General features: G+C 38.9%; 14 protein-coding genes and 2 rRNA genes. 11 read left to right on the forward strand and 5 right to left on the reverse strand.

Annotated features, from left to right (window positions below; translation table 11 throughout):
* Nucleotides 1-351 precede the first annotated feature (351 nt).
* From proV to proX, 3 genes are all read left to right on the forward strand, one after another.
* Complete coding sequence (proV, locus tag GWI58_RS17620; protein ID WP_004246075.1) at nt 352-1,551, forward strand: glycine betaine/L-proline ABC transporter ATP-binding protein ProV; 1,200 nt, start codon at nt 352-354, stop codon at nt 1,549-1,551.
* Complete coding sequence (gene proW, locus GWI58_RS17625) at nt 1,544-2,773, forward strand: glycine betaine/L-proline ABC transporter permease ProW (RefSeq protein WP_161769428.1); 1,230 nt, start codon at nt 1,544-1,546, stop codon at nt 2,771-2,773. Before proV ends, proW begins: the two co-directional genes overlap by 8 nt.
* Nucleotides 2,774-2,892: 119 nt before the next feature.
* Nucleotides 2,893-3,888 carry a glycine betaine/L-proline ABC transporter substrate-binding protein ProX gene (gene proX, locus GWI58_RS17630; RefSeq protein ID WP_161769429.1) on the forward strand — a complete coding sequence of 332 codons (996 nt, stop codon included), beginning with the start codon at nt 2,893-2,895 and terminating at the stop codon, nt 3,886-3,888.
* Between the two features lie 87 nt (nt 3,889-3,975).
* Here the strand turns inward: proX and GWI58_RS17635 are convergent, their stop codons facing one another.
* Nucleotides 3,976-6,369: a TonB-dependent hemoglobin/transferrin/lactoferrin family receptor gene (locus GWI58_RS17635; protein WP_161769430.1), complete on the reverse strand. Its 2,394-nt coding sequence runs from the start codon at nt 6,367-6,369 to the stop codon at nt 3,976-3,978.
* A gap of 378 nt (nt 6,370-6,747) precedes the next feature.
* On the opposite strand from GWI58_RS17635, the gene GWI58_RS17640 reads away from it, so the two are divergent.
* The 4 genes from GWI58_RS17640 (at nt 6,748) to emrB (ending at nt 11,878) form a co-directional block, all read left to right on the forward strand.
* Complete coding sequence (locus GWI58_RS17640; RefSeq protein WP_161769431.1) at nt 6,748-7,956, forward strand: MFS transporter; 1,209 nt, start codon at nt 6,748-6,750, stop codon at nt 7,954-7,956.
* Between the two features lie 492 nt (nt 7,957-8,448).
* The gene (gene mprA, locus GWI58_RS17645; RefSeq protein ID WP_004246081.1) at nt 8,449-8,976 is read left to right on the forward strand and encodes a transcriptional repressor MprA; all 528 of its coding nucleotides are present in this window, start codon (nt 8,449-8,451) and stop codon (nt 8,974-8,976) included.
* Nucleotides 8,977-9,167: 191 nt separating this feature from the next.
* Nucleotides 9,168-10,343 carry a multidrug efflux MFS transporter periplasmic adaptor subunit EmrA gene (emrA, locus tag GWI58_RS17650; RefSeq protein ID WP_004252255.1) on the forward strand — a complete coding sequence of 392 codons (1,176 nt, stop codon included), beginning with the start codon at nt 9,168-9,170 and terminating at the stop codon, nt 10,341-10,343.
* 17 nt (nt 10,344-10,360) lie between these two features.
* The gene (gene emrB / locus GWI58_RS17655) at nt 10,361-11,878 is read left to right on the forward strand and encodes a multidrug efflux MFS transporter permease subunit EmrB (protein ID WP_004247419.1); all 1,518 of its coding nucleotides are present in this window, start codon (nt 10,361-10,363) and stop codon (nt 11,876-11,878) included.
* A 107-nt stretch (nt 11,879-11,985) separates the two neighbouring features.
* On the opposite strand, the gene GWI58_RS17660 is transcribed toward emrB, so the two are convergent.
* A complete protein-coding gene (locus GWI58_RS17660; RefSeq protein WP_161769432.1) occupies nt 11,986-13,089 on the reverse strand; it encodes a tRNA/rRNA methyltransferase in 1,104 nt (367 codons plus the stop codon).
* Nucleotides 13,090-13,263: 174 nt separating this feature from the next.
* Nucleotides 13,264-14,325, reverse strand: a complete 1,062-nt coding sequence (locus GWI58_RS17665) for a hypothetical protein (RefSeq protein ID WP_161769433.1) — start codon at nt 14,323-14,325, stop codon at nt 13,264-13,266.
* Nucleotides 14,326-14,462: 137 nt separating this feature from the next.
* Here GWI58_RS17665 and GWI58_RS17670 point away from each other — a divergent pair, with 137 nt between their 5' ends.
* The 4 genes from GWI58_RS17670 to GWI58_RS17685 all read left to right on the forward strand — a co-directional run bounded on the left by GWI58_RS17670 (nt 14,463) and on the right by GWI58_RS17685 (nt 19,893).
* Nucleotides 14,463-15,146: a tRNA-uridine aminocarboxypropyltransferase gene (locus tag GWI58_RS17670; RefSeq protein WP_004247414.1), complete on the forward strand. Its 684-nt coding sequence runs from the start codon at nt 14,463-14,465 to the stop codon at nt 15,144-15,146.
* Between the two features lie 44 nt (nt 15,147-15,190).
* On the forward strand, nt 15,191-17,851 hold the full coding sequence (locus GWI58_RS17675; RefSeq protein WP_161769434.1) for a bifunctional acetate--CoA ligase family protein/GNAT family N-acetyltransferase: 2,661 nt from the start codon (nt 15,191-15,193) through the stop codon (nt 17,849-17,851).
* 188 nt (nt 17,852-18,039) lie between these two features.
* Nucleotides 18,040-19,398 carry a CDP-diacylglycerol--serine O-phosphatidyltransferase gene (gene pssA, locus GWI58_RS17680; protein WP_004246096.1) on the forward strand — a complete coding sequence of 453 codons (1,359 nt, stop codon included), beginning with the start codon at nt 18,040-18,042 and terminating at the stop codon, nt 19,396-19,398.
* Nucleotides 19,399-19,545: 147 nt separating this feature from the next.
* Nucleotides 19,546-19,893, forward strand: a complete 348-nt coding sequence (locus tag GWI58_RS17685) for a YfiM family lipoprotein (RefSeq protein WP_012367575.1) — start codon at nt 19,546-19,548, stop codon at nt 19,891-19,893.
* A 93-nt stretch (nt 19,894-19,986) separates the two neighbouring features.
* On the opposite strand, the gene rrf is transcribed toward GWI58_RS17685, so the two are convergent.
* Nucleotides 19,987-20,102: ribosomal RNA gene (gene rrf / locus GWI58_RS17690) — 5S ribosomal RNA — on the reverse strand.
* A 113-nt stretch (nt 20,103-20,215) separates the two neighbouring features.
* A 23S ribosomal RNA gene (locus GWI58_RS17695) occupies nt 20,216-21,382 on the reverse strand; the annotation flags it as partial.

A 21,382-nucleotide genomic window follows, 5' to 3' on the forward strand; every position in this document is an offset into this window, starting at 1 on the left:
TTTTTATTTTATTAGTATCTTTTTACATTTTTTTATTTTGTTGTTATTTCTATTGTGATGATAATTAAAATTAACATCTGAATAAAAACAATGTTATTTCATACAGTTAGTATAGATTTTTTGACGTTCTTCTTTTCTATAACTTTACTTTATTTAATTATTAATTATCAAAAAAAACCTGAAAAAATTACAAAATTATTTGTTTAATTATAATTAACATAGGGTTGTCAGGCTTGTTCATTATGATAGGGTAATTCCCCTACTAAAAATCTCAATTTAGGAAAAACAACAAACTAATTTATTAACATTTAATTTATTCCTTTCATATTTAAATAGGAAAATAGATATTGCATGGCAATTAAACTCGAAGTAAAAAACCTATATAAAATATTTGGTGAGCACCCTAAACGTGCCTTTGAATTATTAGGATCTGGTATGAACAAAGACCAAATCTTTGATAAAACAGGGTTAACCGTTGGTGTGCAAAATGCCAATCTGGCCATTGAAGAAGGCGAAATATTTGTCATCATGGGATTATCAGGCTCTGGTAAATCTACATTAGTGCGCCTTCTCAATCGTCTGATAGATCCCACTAAAGGCGAAGTCCTTATTGATGGTGAAAACATCACCACCATGTCTGATAAAGATTTACGACAAGTTCGACGTAAAAAAATCAGTATGGTGTTTCAATCATTCGCTTTAATGCCTCATATGAATGTACTCGATAATACAGCATTTGGTATGGAGCTTGCAGGCATTAGCAAAGAAGAGCGCTATGAAAAAGCCATGGCAGCATTAGAGCAAGTTAACTTAAGCTCTCATGCTCAATCTTGGCCGGATGAGTTATCCGGTGGGATGCGACAACGTATTGGGCTTGCTCGTGCACTGGCCAATGATCCTGATATCTTATTAATGGATGAGGCATTCTCCGCACTTGACCCATTAATCCGAACAGAAATGCAAGATGAGTTATTGAGCTTACAAGGTGATAAACAACGCACCATTGTATTTATTTCTCATGATCTGGATGAAGCCATGCGTATTGGCGATCGTATCGCGATTATGCAAGGTGGTGTGGTGGTACAAATCGGTACCCCTGATGAAATTCTTAATAATCCAGCCAATGATTATGTACGTACCTTCTTCCGTGGCGTTGATATCAGTCATGTATTTAGCGCTAAAGATATTGCTAAACGTCGCCCAGAAACACTACTGCATATTGCGCCAGGTTTTGGTCCCCGTTCAGCATTAAAAGTACTGGAAGATGAAGATAGAAACTTTGGTTATTTAATTGAGCGAGGACGGAAATTTGCAGGTATTGTTTCTGTCACTTCTCTTGAAGAAGCATTAAAAGCGAAGCAACCTATTGGATCCGCTATTTTAACTGAACCTTGTGCGATTAATGGTGATACACCATTAAATGAACTGATTTCTACTGTTGCGCAATCTCCCTGTGCGATCCCTGTTATTGATGAAAAAAACCGTTATATCGGTTTAATTTCGAAAGGAATGTTGTTACAAGCACTGGATAAGGAGACACCAAATGAGTAAGACAAATAACCAAGCCAATCCTTGGGAAACGGACACTCAAGAAGCGGCAACAGAAAACGCCAATACAACACAGAATTCAGCGCAAGAAACGCATAACAACACAGATACAGACAATGATCCTTGGGCAACCACGGATAGCAACACTACTGATACCGACCCTTGGAGTAGTAGTGCTGGCGGTGATACCGGCGGAGCTGATGCTGATCCTTGGGGTACAGGGAGTGGCACTGACAGCAGTGATCTCTCTTCTGGTACTGATTGGCTAGATGCCATGCCAACAGAAAGTACACCTGATCACTTTAATATTATGGATCCATTTAATCATACGCTGATCCCGCTAGATTCTTGGGTGACAGAAGGTATTGACTGGATTGTGTTGCATTTTCGTCCTATTTTCCAAGGGATACGCGTTCCAGTCGATTTAGTATTAGGTGGCTTTGAAAACTTTCTTACCTCAATGCCTGCGCCTGTTGCGATTATTTTATTTTCACTGATTGCATGGCAACTTTCAGGTAAGGTGATGGGAATAAGCGCTTTTATTTCACTGATCTTAATCGGTGCTATTGGTGCATGGTCTGAAGCGATGATAACCCTTGCATTAGTGCTGACCTCATTACTATTCTGCCTGATTATTGGTCTCCCCTTAGGGATATGGCTTGCACATAGTGACAAAGCATCAAAAATTGTCAGACCACTTTTAGATGCCATGCAAACAACCCCCGCTTTCGTTTACTTAGTACCTATCGTGATGTTATTTGGGATTGGTAACGTACCTGGTGTAGTTGTCACGATTATTTTCGCCTTACCACCGATAGTGCGATTAACTATTTTAGGTATCAAACAAGTACCGGAAGATCTCATTGAGGCGGCTCAATCATTTGGGGCAAATCCTCGACAAATGTTGTTTAAAGTACAATTACCGCTGGCAATGCCAACGATTATGGCTGGGGTAAACCAAACCTTAATGTTAGCACTGTCAATGGTTGTTATCGCATCAATGATAGCCGTTGGTGGTTTAGGTCAAATGGTATTACGTGGTATTGGTCGCCTAGATATGGGATTAGCGGCTGTAGGTGGTGCCGGTATTGTGATCCTCGCGATTATTCTTGACCGCTTAACTCAATCTTTAGGCCAAAATAGTCGCCTGAAAGGTAATAGACGCTGGTATATGACAGGCCCGATTGGTTTGATCTGCCGCCTGTTTGGCAAAAAAGCCGCATAACTCATACTGGCAATAAGATTAACTAACAATCAAACATATTTATTCAATTAAGATAAGAGATAACAGTAGCACGACACAGCGACTATTATCTCTTACCCATCACAACAGAAGGAAAAACTATGCGTAATCCAGTTCTCTGGGCAACAGTATTGTCCGCCACACTGATAAGCACTCAGTTATCCGCTGCTGATTTACCCGGTAAAGGGGTTTCGGTTCAACCGGTACAAAGTACTATTTCTGAAGAAACTTTTCAGACACTCATTGTCAATAAAGCACTCGAAAAACTCGGCTACACAGTGCAACCCATTAAAGAAGTTGACTACAACGTAGCTTATTCTTCTATTGCTAATGGTGATGCCACTTTTATGGCGGTTAGTTGGGTACCTTTGCATAACTCACAATATGAAGCCGCAGGTGGCGATAACACATTTTATCGTAAAGGTGATTATGTAGTTAACGCAGCCCAAGGTTATTTAATCGATAAAAAAACGGCTGAAAAATATAACATCACTAATATAGAGCAATTTAAAGATCCAAAAATTGCCAAATTATTTGATGCCAATGGTGATGGAAAAGCAGATTTAACCGGTTGTAACCCTGGCTGGGGTTGTGAAGAAGCCATTAATAATCACTTAAAAGCCTATGATTTAGAGAAATCAGTCACCCATAATCAGGGTAACTATGCGGCAATGATGGCAGATACCATTACTCGTTATAAAGAAGGTAAACCTATCTTCTATTATACTTGGGCACCGTACTGGATAAGTGATGTATTAAAGCCGGGTAAAGATGTCGTTTGGCTACAAGTTCCCTTCTCTTCATTACCGGGAGATGACAAAACCGATACAACCTTACCAAACGGTAAAAACTACGGTTTCCCACCGAGTACAATGCATATCGCAGCAAATAAAAAATGGGCCGAAGCCAACCCTGCTGCTGCTAAATTATTTGAAATAATGAAAGTTTCAGTGGCTGATATCAACGCCCAAAACTTACGTATGCATAATGGTCAAAAATCACAAGCAGATATTGAACGTCATGCTAACGCGTGGATCAAAGCACATCAAAAAACCTTTGATGGCTGGGTAGAAGAAGCGCGTAAAGCGGCTAATTAATAGTGATAATCCTTAAATAACGTCAAAGCAGAGCATTATTAATATGCTCTGCTTTTTTTATCTTATGGCTGTTGTCCTGTTGTCTAACTAAAAACTTTTAACCACAGTAAAGCGATAATCTCGCCCAGTACCAGATACCGACTCACCTAAATAAGGGTAATAATCACGGTTAAATAAATTGGCGACAGTAAAACGTATCTCGGTATTATCGATAAAAGCAGGTTTCCAATTAGCGAATAGTCCATGAATGGCATAGCCTTTACTTTTTGGTAATGACCAATAAGTAGCAGCCGGATCAGCATCCATCGGTGAACGACGTTGAGCGCCAATAAAGTCCCCTGTCCACCCAGCAACCATATTTATTTGTGGGATTTTCATTCCAAGGGTGGCATGTAATGCATCCGGTTGAATTTCTGCAATCCATGTTTTTTGTCCAAACCACGGATCACGAGGAGATTGATCGCGTTTACCTTTCATTGTCGAATACGCTAAGCGACCAAAGAGATTAGTACTGTCATAAAATGCCTCTATTTCCATACCTTGAATATGGTAGCCAGGTAAATTGCGATAATTTCCAAGGGAAGGAGGACAACTTCCATTGTTTCCGGTTACTTTTCCGCTTTCACAATAGACACCGCGACGACGGAATATCTCATCTTTCCCACGGGTATCAAAAAATGTGCTTCGAAGTTGAAGCTGATCTTCTTGTTGGAAAACATTTTCAAAATCAACAATGGCGCCAATCCGTGTTGCGGTAACGGTCTCTTTATCTAAATGGCGACTCGTGCCTGTCAAACTAGAGATACTGGCTTGCACTTCATATTGTTCATCAATTAACGGCGCACGCCATGTATGAGTTATATCACCAAAAAATCTAATATTGGGGCTCGCTTTCCATAAAATACCCAAATGAGGTGTAATGCCACGATAAGTTACATCACTATAATCATGACCGTAATAGGGATTAGGATCTTGATAAACCTTCGCTCGACTCCCTGCTCCTTGATTTTTCACTATATCATAACGCACACCAGGCGTGAGGGTTAGTGTTCGATAACTAATTGAATCTTGAAGATAAAAACTCGTGGTTGTTTGCGTCCCTTCTGGCATATAAGGTGGTGCATAATAGCCATAATTATAATTTGGATTTTTCGCTTTATCCCGCGTAAACATTAACACATTACGATCATTACGGTGCCAACGCGCTCCCACTAAAATCACATGTTCGGTAGCTCCTTGCATCACGGTACTTTCATTTTTCACTTCAATTTGATGATTTTTATAGTTGACCCAACTTTGGTTACCCATACTACTACTTAGATAAGAACTCGCATTATCAGGGCGTTTATCATTCTGTTTGGTATTTGAATAACCGTAAGTCAATGTGAAATTAATCAGGTCAGAATCAATTGGCTGAATATTCCATTTCACACTCACAGTGTCATCTTTTTGGTCACGATAAACTAACTTACGTTTCATCGCTCCATCAAAACCATATTTATCAACATCATATTGACTCGGTTTTGCCAGTTCATCTCGCTTCGCAGCCCAAGGCGTCCAGCCATCACTGACAGATCTTGATGCTGATAAAGTTAATGTTTGTGCATCTGTTAAATAGACATTGGTTTTAATTAAAAACGAATCTTGGTCTGATTGTGAATAACCAAATTTAGTGCCATCAGGACGACGTAAATCATCGCTTTTACGACGATTAAAATAAAATAGGCCGTCAGCAGTTCCATCCATTAACTTGCCATATATCGCACCACTATAACGATTTTGCCTATCATTAGTATGATGTCCATATTTTAAAAACATACCAATATGCTGATCAGGTAACAGTAAGTCATCCGGATCTTTCGTTTCAATCCGTACGGAGCCACCAAATCCTCCATTTCCTTGGGTGATATTATGTGGCCCTTTATCGACATCAAGGCGTTTAATTAATTCAGGATCGATAAATATGGAACCTTGACGATATTTTTCAAACGTCTTCGGTGTACCATCAAGAGTGATTTTCACATCTTCCGGATTGCCCATTCCCCAAATATTTAAAGTTTGCCCGCCAGGTCTTGGCGAGCCAGATGAAGAAATCCCTGGTAATTTATCTACCAATTCAGCGATATTATTTGGCTGAATTCTATTGATATCTTTTAATGTCAAAGCCGTGCTTCCTGCTTCAACACTCGAATTTAATTTTCCGGAAACATAAATAGGATCAAGCACCACAGTTTCAGATTGTTGAGTCTGTGATGCTTTTTCTGTGCTTTGTGAAGCAACGCTATTAAACGAAGCAAGTGTAGTGAGTAATAAAAAAATCGCATGAGATGAAAATGAAACGGCCCCCATTCCCTGAAAATGAGGCTCATGCTTAATTAACAAAAAGTTCATAATAGTATCTTTTATATGGTTATTAATACGCAAATAAATAGCTAAAAATACATTTAACAACATAATTATGTTAATGATAATTATTATCATTACATAGCTTTTTTTGATCTAAACCATAAAAAAGTTAACTAAACTAAAAATGAGCTATATTTAAAACAGAATAACTAAATAATTTAATATTAATGATATAATTAACTAATAACATTGGTTACTATATGGATTAATACTTGTCTAATCAGGACAGTGAGGGAATGGGGCTATTCATCTATTTAGCATAATAAATAATGCAAATATTCGGTTATCTGCCGAGAATAAATCACATTTTACTTTTAATATTAATCTATTATAAAAATAGATTAAAAACTTTCATGCCCGATTGATTGAACATTGCTATCACAGTAATTCTTTCCGCAAAAAAATGACTCATGTTACTATCATTTACCTTACAAATAATTTGTGATCAGTATTATGGAAAACACAGCACCACAAACCTCTCTTAGTAAAGGCCTTATTTTACTTATGGCCGTTGCCACTGGCATGGTTGTCGCAAGTAACTATTATGCACAACCGCTACTTGATTCAATTGCAAATTATTTTCATATCTCTGCCACTTTAGCTGGCTTTATTGTCACTACAGCACAATTAAGTTATTCCTTAGGTTTAATGCTATTGGTTCCCCTTGGCGATATTTTTGAACGTCGTTCACTGATTGTTATCATGACGCTGATTTCAGCGAGCGGCTTATTAATTACGGCAATGGCACCTAATATTTGGCTTATGTTAATTGGTACTGCCCTATCAGGTATGTTCTCGGTCGTCGCCCAAATTCTGGTTCCTTTTGCCGCTACACTTGCTGCACCTCATCAACGAGGAAAAGCGGTAGGTACTATTATGAGTGGGCTTTTACTTGGTATTTTACTGGCAAGAACAGCGTCAGGGCTGATGGCTTCCTTTACTAATTGGCAGGGTATTTTCTGGCTAGCAAGTGTTTTTCTAGCTATTTTAGCTATTACACTATGGCGCTGCTTACCTACCTATAAAAGCCAAACAAATTTAAATTATTTTCAACTGCTCGGTTCTATTTTTAAATTGTTTGCCACGACCCCAGTATTACGTACCCGCTCACTGATTGGTGCACTTATCTTTGCCCACTTTGGTTTACTGTGGACATCAATGGCTTTTTTACTCGCTTCTGATCCCTTTAATTATTCCGATGCAGTTATTGGCTTGTTTGGACTTGTCGGTGCTGCGGGAGCACTAATGGCAGGTAAAGCGGGTGTATGGGTTGATAAAGGCAAAGGTAAAAAAACGACTACTTCAGGTTTAATTCTTCTCTTCATTTGTTGGGGACTTATTGTTATCGCCCCTTATTATCAATGGATTGGACTGATTAGTTTTATTATTGGTGTGGTTTTATTAGATTTAGCCGTTCAAGGTGTTCATGTCACTAACCAAAGCACTATCTACCGTATTTTACCTGATGCCCGAAATCGGCTTACTGCCGCTTATATGACTAGCTATTTTATCGGGGGCGCCCTAGGCTCTTTATTATCGGGTTACGCTTATCACCAATATGGCTGGATTGGTGTTTCCAGTGCCGGTGCAATCATTGGCTTATTAGGTTTACTGGTTTGGTTATTTGGTTATAAAAATGATCCAGTGATCCAATCTGAATAATAAAATTTATCTCAAAAGGGGTATTTTATGTCAGCAATACCCCTCTAAACAGAACAAAACGTGAATGTTTTAACAGCGTGATTACTATTTATGTATATCATCATCTCATTCTTTATTAAGAAATACATATCAATTATATCAATATAGCATAAACGGCATAGTTTCTAAGTGGTATTATTAACAATAGAATCATTATAGTGTAAAATAAATTTATTACGTGTTTTATCGTAGAAATCGATCCATTTTTTCCTAAATAGACTATTATTCATAAGTAAATAAGGGATAAATTGATTTTTATAACTTATTGTAAATAGATAAGCACCTAGTGATTTTTTTATGTTATCATTCAAAAAATTTATGAATCAGGTAGCATAATCAAAAAAACATAGTGACTATAAATAATAAAAATTGCTAAATTGTGTGTTTAATATACCATTTAACATGTTGATAACAACGTTATCCTAATTATCGAAACTAACAAGGTGTCTAAAAATGGAAAGCTCATTTACGCCAACAGAAGAACTACTAAACACTCGCGCTACACAACAGAAATCGCTTAACAAAGATATTCCTTACCAAGAAATTTTGTTAACTCGCCTGTCTATGCACGTCCAGAGCAAACTTCTTGAAAGTCGTAATAATATGTTAAAGTCTCAGGGCATTAACGAGACATTATTTATGGCACTTATGATTTTAGATACAACGGAAAATCGTAGTATTCAACCATCAGAATTGAGTGCGGCATTAGGCTCATCAAGAACAAATGCCACTCGTATTGCAGATGAATTAGAAAAACAAGGATGGATTGAGCGTCGTGAAAGTCATAATGACCGTCGCTGTCTACATCTTCATTTAACTGATGCTGGAGAAGAGTTTTTAAATAGCTTATTACCACCACAGCACGAATGTTTAAAGAAAATTTGGTCGGTATTAGATGAAGGTGAACAAAAACAGCTAGAAACCCTAATGCGTAAATTATTATTACAACTTGATACATTAGCGGATAATCAGCAGGAATAATCATCACCATCAATAAACTTATTGATCTATCTCCATTCACAACATGAATTGATAAACAAATATACTCACTCGCATCTATAATTAGCCTTTCGTGCTAATTATTATTCTAATATAAGCCCAACATATGTGTTTCCGGATTTTATTCTGGAAACATATATAATGCTTTTTTCTGGTTTATGGAGATCTTCTAAATGAGTGTAAATGAGGAAAAAAATCCACCTCAGGCTCCCATTCGCAATAAAAAACGAACTCGCCGAAATGTTTTATTGCTACTGACTTTTATCTTTATTCTAGCGGGGCTCGCTTATACCGCTTACTGGTTTATGGTTCTTAGACATCATGAAACCACAGATAATGCCTACGTAACAGGCAATCAAATTATGGTTATGCCACAAATTTCAGGCTCGGTAACCACTGTCTATGTGGACAATACAGACTACGTAAAAGCAGGTGAACCGCTAGTCCAATTAGATGATAGTGATGAAATACTTGCATTAGATAAAGCAAAAACCGCTTTAGCAAATAGTGTCCGTCAAATGCATCAGCAAATCATCAATGGTCGTCAATTAAAAGCAAATATTGTTTTACGTGAAACTGAATTGGCAAAATTGCAAAATGATCTGCGTCGTAGAGAAGTATTAGGCGAGCGAAATGTCATTGGAAAAGAAGAACTCCAACATGCAAGAGAAGCTGTTGCCACGGCAAAAGCGGCATTAGATGTAGCAAAAGAGCAATATAATGCTAATCAAGCCATTATCTTAACCACGCCTATTGCACAACAACCTTCTGTATTACAAGCTGCAACAGAAGTGCGTAATGCATGGCTAGCTTTACAACGAACAAAAATACTAAGTCCTGCTGAAGGTTATGTCTCACGTCGTAGCGTTCAAGTTGGTGCACAAGTTGCACCGGGTAAACCGTTAATGGCCGTCGTACCTGTCACAGGTATGTGGATAGACGCTAACTTTAAAGAGACGCAACTGGCCAATATGCGTATCGGACAGCCCGCGAAAATAACCACTGATTTTTATGGTAAAAAAGTTATTTATCATGGCCGTGTACAGGGATTAGATATGGGAACAGGCAGTGCATTCTCACTATTACCGGCACAAAATGCCAGTGGTAACTGGATAAAAGTAGTTCAGCGCTTGCCGGTACGTATTTCCCTTGATGAAAAAGAAGTTGCAGAAAAACCACTACGTATCGGTTTATCCACTGAAGTGACTGTGGATACCGTTAATCTTGATGGAAAAGTATTATCACAGAGCGAACGTCAAGCACCGGCTTATCATACTGATGCACTCACTATTGATATGTCAGAAATCAATTCATTGATTAATGAAATCATTGAACAAAATGCAGGATGATAAAGCGAGGTGTAAAGGTGATTAAAGAACCCTTACAAGGAGGAAAACTTGCTATAATGACCATCGCACTTGCGCTGGCCACTTTTATGCAAGTTCTCGATTCAACAATCGCTAACGTAGCCATCCCGACAATAGCGGGTAACTTAGGTGCATCAAATTCTCAAGGTACTTGGGTTATTACCTCATTTGGTGTTGCAAATGCTATCTCAATTCCTATTACTGGCTGGCTGGCAAAACGTATTGGTGAAGTACGCCTCTTTATGTGGTCAACAGCACTATTTGCCTTAACATCATGGCTGTGTGGTATTTCTCAAAGTTTAGAAATGCTGATCTTTTTCCGTGTACTTCAAGGTTTAGTCGCAGGCCCCTTAATTCCGTTATCACAAAGTTTGCTATTGAATAACTATCCACCAGCAAAACGCAATATGGCGTTAGCGTTATGGTCGGTTACCATTGTCGTTGCACCTATTTTAGGCCCTATTTTAGGTGGCTATATCAGTGATAATTACCATTGGGGATGGATCTTCTTTATTAACGTACCTTTTGGTGTGTTAATTATTATGTGCATCTCAAATACATTAGCGGGTCGCGAAACCAAAACGGAAATTAAACCAATAGATACCATTGGTCTCGTACTATTGGTTGTCGGTGTTGGTGCACTACAGATCATGCTTGATCAAGGTAAAGAGCTGGATTGGTTTAATTCAACTGAAATTATTGTACTTACTATTATTGCTGTAGTGGCGTTAAGTTTCTTAATTGTGTGGGAGTTAACTGACGAACACCCTGTTATTGATCTTTCTCTGTTTAAAAGTCGCAATTTCACTATTGGCTGTTTAACCCTTAGTCTCGCTTATATGATCTATTTCGGTACTATTGTGTTGCTCCCTCTCCTGTTGCAAGAAGTCTTTGGTTATACCGCAACATGGGCGGGTTTAGCTGCAGCCTCTGTTGGTTTATTACCGCTGATCATTACACCAATCATCGGAAAATTTGGTGGAAAAGTCGACTTACGCTATATCATTAGCTTTAGCTTTATTATGTTTGCGGTATGTTTTTATTGGCGAGCTTATACTTTTGAACCCGGAATGGATTTTGCCACAGTTGCTTGGCCACAATTCTGGCAAGGTTTAGGTGTAGCATGTTTCTTTATGCCATTAACCACGATGACCTTATCGGGATTACCTCCGGAGAAAATGGCCTCGGCATCTAGTTTATCTAATTTTTTAAGAACCTTAGCGGGTGCAATTGGCGCATCATTAACGACAACCATTTGGACACAAAGGGAGTCATTACATCATGAAACCTTTGTTGAAAAAATTAATCCGCTCGATCCCGATGCACAATTGGCTTTTCAACAGATGAGAGAATTGGGGCTTTCTGATGAACAAACCTCAGCTTATTTAGCTAAAACAATCACTGAACAAGGTCTGATTATTTCAGCGAATGAAATTTTCTGGCTAGCGGCAGGAATATTCATTTTAATGCTGGTGGTTGTTTGGTTTGCTAAACCGCCATTCTCACCGGGTAAATAGCCATTAATGAATTGATTAGTTAATTAAAGAAAAATCCCGCTGAACATGGTGAACTGACCCCAGTTCATTATTCAGCGGGATTTTTAAATCATCTAACAATTAAATAATTAGCCGTGATGTTGACGCCACCATTCAGCCAATAACACACCAGAAGCCACAGAGACATTTAAGCTTTCAATATGGCCTGTACCACCAATATAAATGCTCATATCCCCTTGCTTTAACGTGCTATCACTTAAGCCATCCTTCTCTTGACCTAAGATTAATACCATTTTTTCAGGTAATTGAGCTTTTGCTAGCGGCACACTTCCTTTGTGACTTGAGGTTGTCACTAAGGTATAGCCAGCCTGTTTAAACTGCTCTAATGTCTGAGCAAAATTATCAGCATCAATTCCTTGAATATACTCGGCACCACCTTCTGCGGTACGCACTGCTGCACCAGATTCTAACACTGATGAGTCGGGAGAAATGACACCTTTCACACCAAAATGAGCACAGCTACGCATAATAGCACCGACATTATGTGGATTACCCACATCTTCAAGCGCTAAGACACAATCTTTTGTTGGTGCATCTTTTAAATAGGTTTGTGCATCATGACCAACACGTTTTTTGATTAAGAAACAAACGCCACCATGATGATCCGTACGCGCCGCTTTAACCATCTCTTCTTCTTCAACAACATGGTAAGCTTTACGATTTGCCGCCATCCATTTTAACGCTTCACGAAAACGAGGTGTTACTTCTTGTAAGAACCAAGCTCGGACAATGGCTTCTGGACGGTTTTTAAACATAGCCTGACAAGCATTTTCGCCATAGATACGCGTCTCTTCTAAACGCTGACGGCGAAGCTGTTCTGGATCAATTTGGCTTTTACCAGTAATTCCATCATGCTCTTTTAATGGCTCATCTCCCGGACGAGAAATCGTTTTCCATGGAGAATAATTACCACCTTCACTATCGTTATCACGTAAGGAGCTTGAGCCACTGCGTGATGGATTACGTCCTGAAGACTTACCTGCACCACGTTCATCACGACGAGAAAATTTGTTATCACCGCGTTTATCATCACGACGATGACTACGGTCAGTATCACCACGAGCATTATTAGGGCGGCAGGATGGTTTTTTAGGTTTATTATCGGCACTGTCCTCACTGCGGACATACATCACTTTTACTTTGCCGTTTTTACCTTCATAAGAATCGTTCATTAGTCTCTCCAACTGCAATAGGGGCGCAGATTACATGATAGTTTAGCAACTGTCACCGAGAGAATCACGCAGAGTAAGAGATAAACCTATATCAAAAAACACTCTCTTTAAAAATAAAATTAGATTTAGCTTTTTATTAATAATAAATAGCTTTTATATCAATAACTAAGAGAGCTATTCATCATTAGATTTAACAATACAAAAAAGTGTATCCATAATCAATTTTTTCCTAAAATCATGATTAAATGTGGTTTGCTCACCACAACTTAGGTTTAGAAAGTCTTTTCCTGTTTTTTGTAATACTGTTTCTATTGTGGATGTTAAATCATCTTCTTTTTCATGATTAAATTTATTCCATTCATTATGTAAACTATCAATATAATTAAGCGCCAAAAGACCACATCCATTAGGTACATTTTTTTGTAGATTATATTCTATATTGACAGGATTAAATCCTTTTTCTTCTAGTTCAATTAATAAGTTATGACGTTCATCTTTTTCTTTTTTGCTTGAGGGCAATGAATCACATAAAAAACAGCTATTTTTATAAGTCAATAACGCAACCCAATGGTTATTATTGACTAAAACCACATAATTTTTTAACTCCGCGGCCCCTTTGCTTTTTTCTATTTTTTTAAGTATTGATTCATAGGAACAAATATCACATTGATAGGGTTGAAATGACGCCCAAGACTCTAATTCAGATGAAGATATATATCGATTATTATTACTTACGCTTTCATTATTGGACAACACGCTATCATTACATTTTATATTTAAATAATTATCAACCGCTGAGATAAAAACATTCTCCCCTTTTCCCTTTTGTCTAGCAATCGCTTCCTCACAAGCCATTGCACTTAATAAAGGTCGTTCTTTAAAATACTCTTGATCTTCTTTTATTTTTATTTCATAGAGTAAGTTGACTAATTCTTTAATATCTTCTCTTATCGAGTTATTTAATTTTGGATAAATCAAGTAGAGCTGATTAGTTGCATATAAGCTTATTTTTATATCATCATGAAACATGATGTTTACTAAATAATCTAAATCTATTGAGCTTCCATTCCTAACTGCATCAGCGAGTTTATTTATTTGATTTTTGGCAGTCTCAAGATTAACATCCACTCTACTATTATTAATGACCTGAGTATCAAAGATATTAAATAGGTTTTTTATTTCATTATCTGTAATACTATTTTCATTATTATAAAAAAGGATTTGTGTTACCTTCATAAGTCACCAAAATTTATTAAATAATAATAACCCTACCACTATACGGTAAATAAACTTTCATAAAAAACAACTGATAGTAGACCTTTGGGGATCATGGTAATATTCATTCCTTTATTTATGATTGTGGTCTTTCTGTTATGCATGACAATGCGGTTTCTCGACTTCGCCAATATCGAGTTTCTATCTCTACACGCCCATATAAAGCCAGAGGCTTTCGTGTTAAACGATGCACTTTTTGTTTATTACCTGAAAAACAGTGTCTGTGTGACACCATCATTCATCAAACCGCGAAAAGCCGTTTTTGTTTAATGATGTACGATACAGAAGTGATGAAACCAAGTAATACAGGAAAATTAATTGCCGATGTTTTACCCGATACACTTGCCTTTTTATGGTCACGTACCGAGCCTGAAAAAGCCTTACTTGATGCAATTAATGATCCGCATCGACAAGCTTATGTCGTCTTCCCAGACAGCTATGCTTCTCCTTCGCGAAAAGTTTATCACCAGTTACCTGCAAACAGTAAGCCACCGCTATTTATCTTACTAGACGGCACTTGGACAGAGGCGAGAAAAATGTTTCGTAAAAGCCCCTACCTTGATGCATTACCACTGTTTTCAATTAATGAAGCCAGTAAATGTGACTACATGCTCCGTCAAGCAGCAAGAGAAGAGCAACATTGTACCGCTGAAGTTGCCGCTTCTATTTTAGCCAATGTCGGCGATGATTTAGCGTCACAACAGCTTTTTTCTCATTTTAGTTACTTTCGTCAACAATATTTAATTGGAAAACCAGACAGACGTCAGGCAAAAGAAGAGTAAATCAGCTACATTGAATACAGTTTATCATAAACTTAGGAGTTGATATGAGCCAGCGAGGCCTTGAAGCACTATTACGTCCTAAATCAATTGCGGTGATTGGCGCCTCTGACAAAGTAGGCAGAGCAGGAACCACAATGATGAAAAACTTACTCAGTGGTGGGTTTAATGGGCCAGTCTTTCCAGTCAATCCGACTCGCAATTCTGTTTCTGGTGTTTTTACTTATCCTTCTATTGATAAACTCCCCCAAGTACCAGACTTGGCAATTATCTGTACTCATCATCGGCGCAATCTTGAACTTCTTGAGCAATTAGGTCAATCAGGCTGTAAAGCCGTGATTGTTCTTTCAGCACAATCAGAACAATTTCAAGCTATTAAGACACTCTGCCAGCAATACCATATTCGATTGTTAGGTCCAAATAGTTTAGGTTTATTAGCCCCTTGGCAAGGCTTAAATGCCAGCTTTTCACCCCTTCCTGTAAAAAAAGGCAAATTGGCATTTATCTCACAATCAGCAGCAGTAGCTAACACCATCCTAGATTGGGCGTATTACCGCAATATTGGCTTTTCCTATTTTATTGCATTAGGTGATAACCAAGATATCCAAGTTGATGATTTACTGGATTTTCTGGCAAGAGATAGTAAAACCAGTGCAATATTACTGCATTTAGAGCATATTCATGATGCAAGGCGCTTTATGTCTGCCTCACGTAGTGCATCACGCAATAAGCCAATACTAGTTATAAAAAGTGGTCGAACACAAAAAGCCCAATTACTCTTAGGCGATACGCCAAGTTATGATGTAGCTTATGATGCAGCCTTCCAACGCGCAGGATTGTTACGCGTACAAGATACTCATGAGATGTTTTCAGCGGTTGAAACCCTCAGCTATATGACGCCATTAAAAGGCGAGAAACTGATGATCATCAGCAATGGTTCAGCTCCTGCGGCAATGGCCGTAGATGAATTATTTTTACAGTCAGGCAAATTAGCACAATTATCTGCTGATACTCAGCAACAATTGCAAGCCATTGTGCAAGACACATCTGCTATTCGTAATCCGCTTAATTTAGGTGATGATACCACGGTAGAGCGCTATATTAGGGCAGTGAATTGTCTATTAGATAGCCATGATCATGATGCATTACTCTTAATTCATACACCAAGTGCTATTGCACCAAGTATTGAAACAGCACAAAAAGTTATTGAAGCAATTAATAAGCACCCCAGAAGAAAATGGCTCACTCTATTTACTAATTGGGGAGGCGAATATTCATCTCAACAATCACGTAAATTATTTAGTGAAGCGGGTATTCCCACTTATCGCACTCCTGAAGGGGCAATTACCGCTTTTATGCATATGGTGGAGTACCGCCGAAACCAAAAACAACTAAAGGAAACGCCGGCATTACCTTTAGAAATAAAAATGAACACCCAGCAAGCCCATCGCTGTATTGAAGACGCTCTCGACAAAAAACAGTATCGCCTTGATACACACCAAGTCCAGCCTATTATGGAAGCCTATGGCTTTAATACTTTACCTACTTGGATTGCTCATAATGCACAAGAAGCGGTCAGTATTGCAGAAAAAATAGGCTATCCGGTCGCGCTAAAATTACGCTCCCCTGATATACCCCATAAATCGGAAGTTCAGGGGGTTATGTTATATTTAAGAGACAGCAATGAAGTTGAATCGGCTGCACATGCCATTATCGAGCGGGTAAGCGAACTTTACCCACAAGCGAAAATTCAAGGACTATTAGTACAAAGTATGGCAAACCGTGCAGGCTCCCAAGAGCTACGTGTTGCGATTGAACAAGACCCCATCTTTGGCCCCCTAATTCTATTAGGAGAAGGAGGCGTTGAGTGGCAAATCGAAACAAAAGCTGCCGTTGCTTTGCCACCACTTAATATGGCGCTAGCTCGTTATCTGGTTATTAATGCAATAAAAAGTGGCAAGCTCCAACCTAGAAGTGCATTACAACCACTGAATATCCTAAGTTTAAGCCATTTTTTGGTGCAAGTTTCACACTTACTATTAGATTGTCCACAAATTGTCAGGCTCGACATACATCCGTTGTTAGTTTCGGGTAATGATTTCACTTTGTTAGACGTGGCTATGGAGCTGTCACCTATCGAAGGCGATCCTCATCAAAAACTTTCTATTCGCCCGTATCCCAATGAATTAGAAGAAACTTTCTTTTTAAGAGATAACAAACCTTGTTTTATTCGACCTATTTTGCCTGAAGATGAACCTCTACTAAAAACCTTTATTAATCAAGTGACCAAAGAAGATCTCTATTATCGCTATTTTAGTGAGATCAGCGAATTTACCCATGACGATCTCGCTAATATGACACAAATTGATTACGATCGTGAGATGGCTTTTGTCGCCATTCGCCACCCTCACGATGATCCAGAAATTATTGGTGTTGCTCGAGCTATGGCAGATCCTGATAATCAACAGGCTGAATTTGCTATTCTGGTACGCTCTGATTTAAAAGGTAATACACTGGGTCACCAATTAATGATGAAATTAATCAACTATACTAAGACGCATGGCATCAAACGGTTAACTGCCATTACCATGCCTGAAAATCGTAATATGATAAGTCTTGCTAAAAAATTAGGGTTTTCTGTGGAAGTACAGTTTGATGAAGGAATAGTCAATCTCAACTTGCTTCTTGATCCTCTCAGTGATGTATAGTGATAAAATCGCGAATAGAAAATTTCTGAATGTGATTATTCACACATCCTAAGAGAAATTCACTCTATAAGATGATTTTATGCGTACATCCTATATAACTAATGTTATGATCAGAAGATCGGTTACAGAATTTTTTACATAGAAGATGACTCTTTTAGTCATCATAAACAAGAGAAATAAGCACTGTGATGTTGTCTAAACTAAAACTTGCTAAGCATCAACAACACCTTGCACAACTGCCTAAATTAGCTCAGTCAGTTGCTGATGTTGAAACGCTTTATCAGACATCCGCGTTTCGCAGCACCTTATTGAAATATATCGCGCAAGCTCAAAAAGAGATTTTTATTACCGCACTCTATCTAGAACATGATGAAGCGGGCGAGGAGATCCTTGAAGCACTTTATACCGCAAAACAACAACGTCCTGAACTTTCCATCACCGTTATTGTTGATTGGCATCGTGCTCAACGCGGTCGTATAGGTGTCTCTGCTGATGCAACAAATGCAGATTGGTATCATAAAGTTGCACAACAGCATCCTGATGTTGACGTCCCTATTTATGGTATTCCTGTTAATACACGTGAAGCATTAGGCGTATTACATCTAAAAGGGTTTATCTTTGATGATACGGTTATTTACAGTGGTGCAAGTATTAATAACGTCTATTTGCATAAACTTGATAAATACCGTTATGACAGATATCACATCATTCATAATGCTGAACTCGCAAACACAATGAAGCAATTCATTGTCGATAGCCTTTTGCAATCAGATGCTATTCAACGTCTTGATTCAGAAGAGAGAGTGCGTTGTGCAGAAATTAAAAATTGTATCCGTCAATTCCGCTTTAATTTACGCACACATGATGGTTACGATATTAAAGGAAATGCCTCAAATAATCAGTTAACAGTGACTCCATTGGTCGGCTTAGGCAAGAAAAATATCTTGAATAAGACTATCTCCCACCTTATGGCCGTGACTGAAGAAAAGTTGGTTATTTGTACACCTTATTTTAATTTACCTGCTATTTTGGTGCGCCAAATTAGTCATTTACTGAGAAATGGTAAACAGGTTGAGATTATTATTGGTGATAAAACGGCAAATGACTTTTATATTCCGCCAGAAGAGCCCTTTAAAATAATCGGTGCTTTACCTTATTTGTATGAGATTAATCTTCGTAAATTCACCCAACGTTTTCAACGTTTTATTGATAATGACCAATTAACAGTAAGGCTTTGGAAAGACGGTGATAATACCTATCATTTAAAAGGCATGTGGGTTGATGATGAGTGGCAATTGATTACAGGTAATAATCTAAACCCTCGAGCTTGGGGATTAGATCTTGAAAATGCCATCTTAATTCACGATCCACATCATGAATTACATGAACAACGCCATAAAGAGTTAGCTTGTATCAGAGAAAAAACACTGATTGTTAAAAGTTATCAACAATTAGAGAGTATTAAATTTTACCCTCTAAAAGTGAAAAAATTAATTAAACGCTTACGGCGTATCCGTGTTGATAGACTAATTAGTCGTATACTCTAATTTAACTATACTGCTAAGCTCTATTTATAAGCCTTACTTAAAATAAGTAAGGCTTTTTTGTCGCTATAATCCACTATACTTCAACTTATTAAAATTTAAGCTCAACTATCTAGCGATCAAGATATAGTAATAAGGCGTGGATATTATATGAAACTAAAGCGTAATAGCTTCTATCTGATAGTTTTACTTTCACTCGTCACGTTAAATGGTTGTCAATCCTTTCATGTTGCCAATGATAATTGGCAAGGAAAAGATAAAGCACAGCATTTTTTATTTTCTATGGTAGCCTCCGCGGGAGCTAATGCTTACGCAGATCATCAGAACTATTCTTATCGAGAAGGATTAGTTATTGGCTTATCCTTTTCAATAAGTTTAGGCGTCGCTAAAGAGCTTTATGATAGTCGACCACAAGGTACGGGATGGAGCTGGCATGATTTTGCTTATGATGTGGCAGGAGCAGCTGCTGGCAGTTTACTCTATCAGCAATTGAAATAACTCTTTTCCTAAGTTAAGGGATAATATTGAGAATAAAAAATATCAAACGCAAAAAAGCCAACCCATCGGGTTGGCTTTCTCGTCTTATTTAATGCTTGGCAGTTCCCTACTCTCACATGGGGAGACCCCACACTACCATCGGCGCTACGGCGTTTCACTTCTGAGTTCGGCATGGGATCAGGTGGGACCACCGCGCTATGGCCGCCAAGCAAATTCTGTTTTAATCACTCGCTTCCTTCCTTTCGGTAAGTCGCCAGTAATTCAATCTTAAACAAGCTGACTTTATCGTTTCGTCTCTCTGACAAAACACTTTCGGTGTTGTCAGGTTAAGCCTCACGGTTCATTAGTACTGGTTAGCTCAACGTATCGCTACGCTTACACACCCAGCCTATCAACGTCTTAGTCTTAAACGTTCCTTTAGGTCGCTTAAAGCGACAGGGAAGACTCATCTCGAGGCAAGTTTCCCGCTTAGATGCTTTCAGCGGTTATCTCTTCCGCACTTAGCTACCGGGCAATGCCATTGGCATGACAACCCGAACACCAGTGGTGCGTTCACTCCGGTCCTCTCGTACTAGGAGCAACCCCTCTCAATCTTCCAACGCCCACGGCAGATAGGGACCGAACTGTCTCACGACGTTCTAAACCCAGCTCGCGTACCACTTTAAATGGCGAACAGCCATACCCTTGGGACCTACTTCAGCCCCAGGATGTGATGAGCCGACATCGAGGTGCCAAACACCGCCGTCGATATGAACTCTTGGGCGGTATCAGCCTGTTATCCCCGGAGTACCTTTTATCCGTTGAGCGATGGCCCTTCCATTCAGAACCACCGGATCACTAAGACCTACTTTCGTACCTGCTCGAGCCGTCACTCTCGCAGTCAAGCTGGCTTATGCCTTTGCACTAACCGCATGATGTCCGACCATGCTTAGCCAACCTTCGTGCTCCTCCGTTACTCTTTAGGAGGAGACCGCCCCAGTCAAACTACCCACCAGACACGGTCCCCGACCCAGTTTATGGGCCTAGGTTAGAACATCAAACGTTAAAGGGTGGTATTTCAAGGTTGGCTCCATGCAGACTGGCGTCCACACTTCAAAGCCTCCCACCTATCCTACACATCAAGGCTCAATGTTCAGTGTCAAGCTATAGTAAAGGTTCACGGGGTCTTTCCGTCTTGCCGCGGGTACACTGCATCTTCACAGCGAGTTCAATTTCACTGAGTCTCGGGTGGAGACAGCCTGGCCATCATTACGCCATTCGTGCAGGTCGGAACTTACCCGACAAGGAATTTCGCTACCTTAGGACCGTTATAGTTACGGCCGCCGTTTACTGGGGCTTCGATCAGGAGCTTCGCCTTACGGCTAACCCCATCAATTAACCTTCCAGCACCGGGCAGGCGTCACACCGTATACGTCCACTTTCGTGTTTGCACAGTGCTGTGTTTTTAATAAACAGTTGCAGCCAGCTGGTATCTTCGACTGGCTTCAGC

Origin of the sequence: Proteus sp. G2674 (assembly GCF_009915195.1) — a bacterium.
In the GTDB taxonomy this organism is placed as follows: domain Bacteria; phylum Pseudomonadota; class Gammaproteobacteria; order Enterobacterales; family Enterobacteriaceae; genus Proteus; species Proteus mirabilis.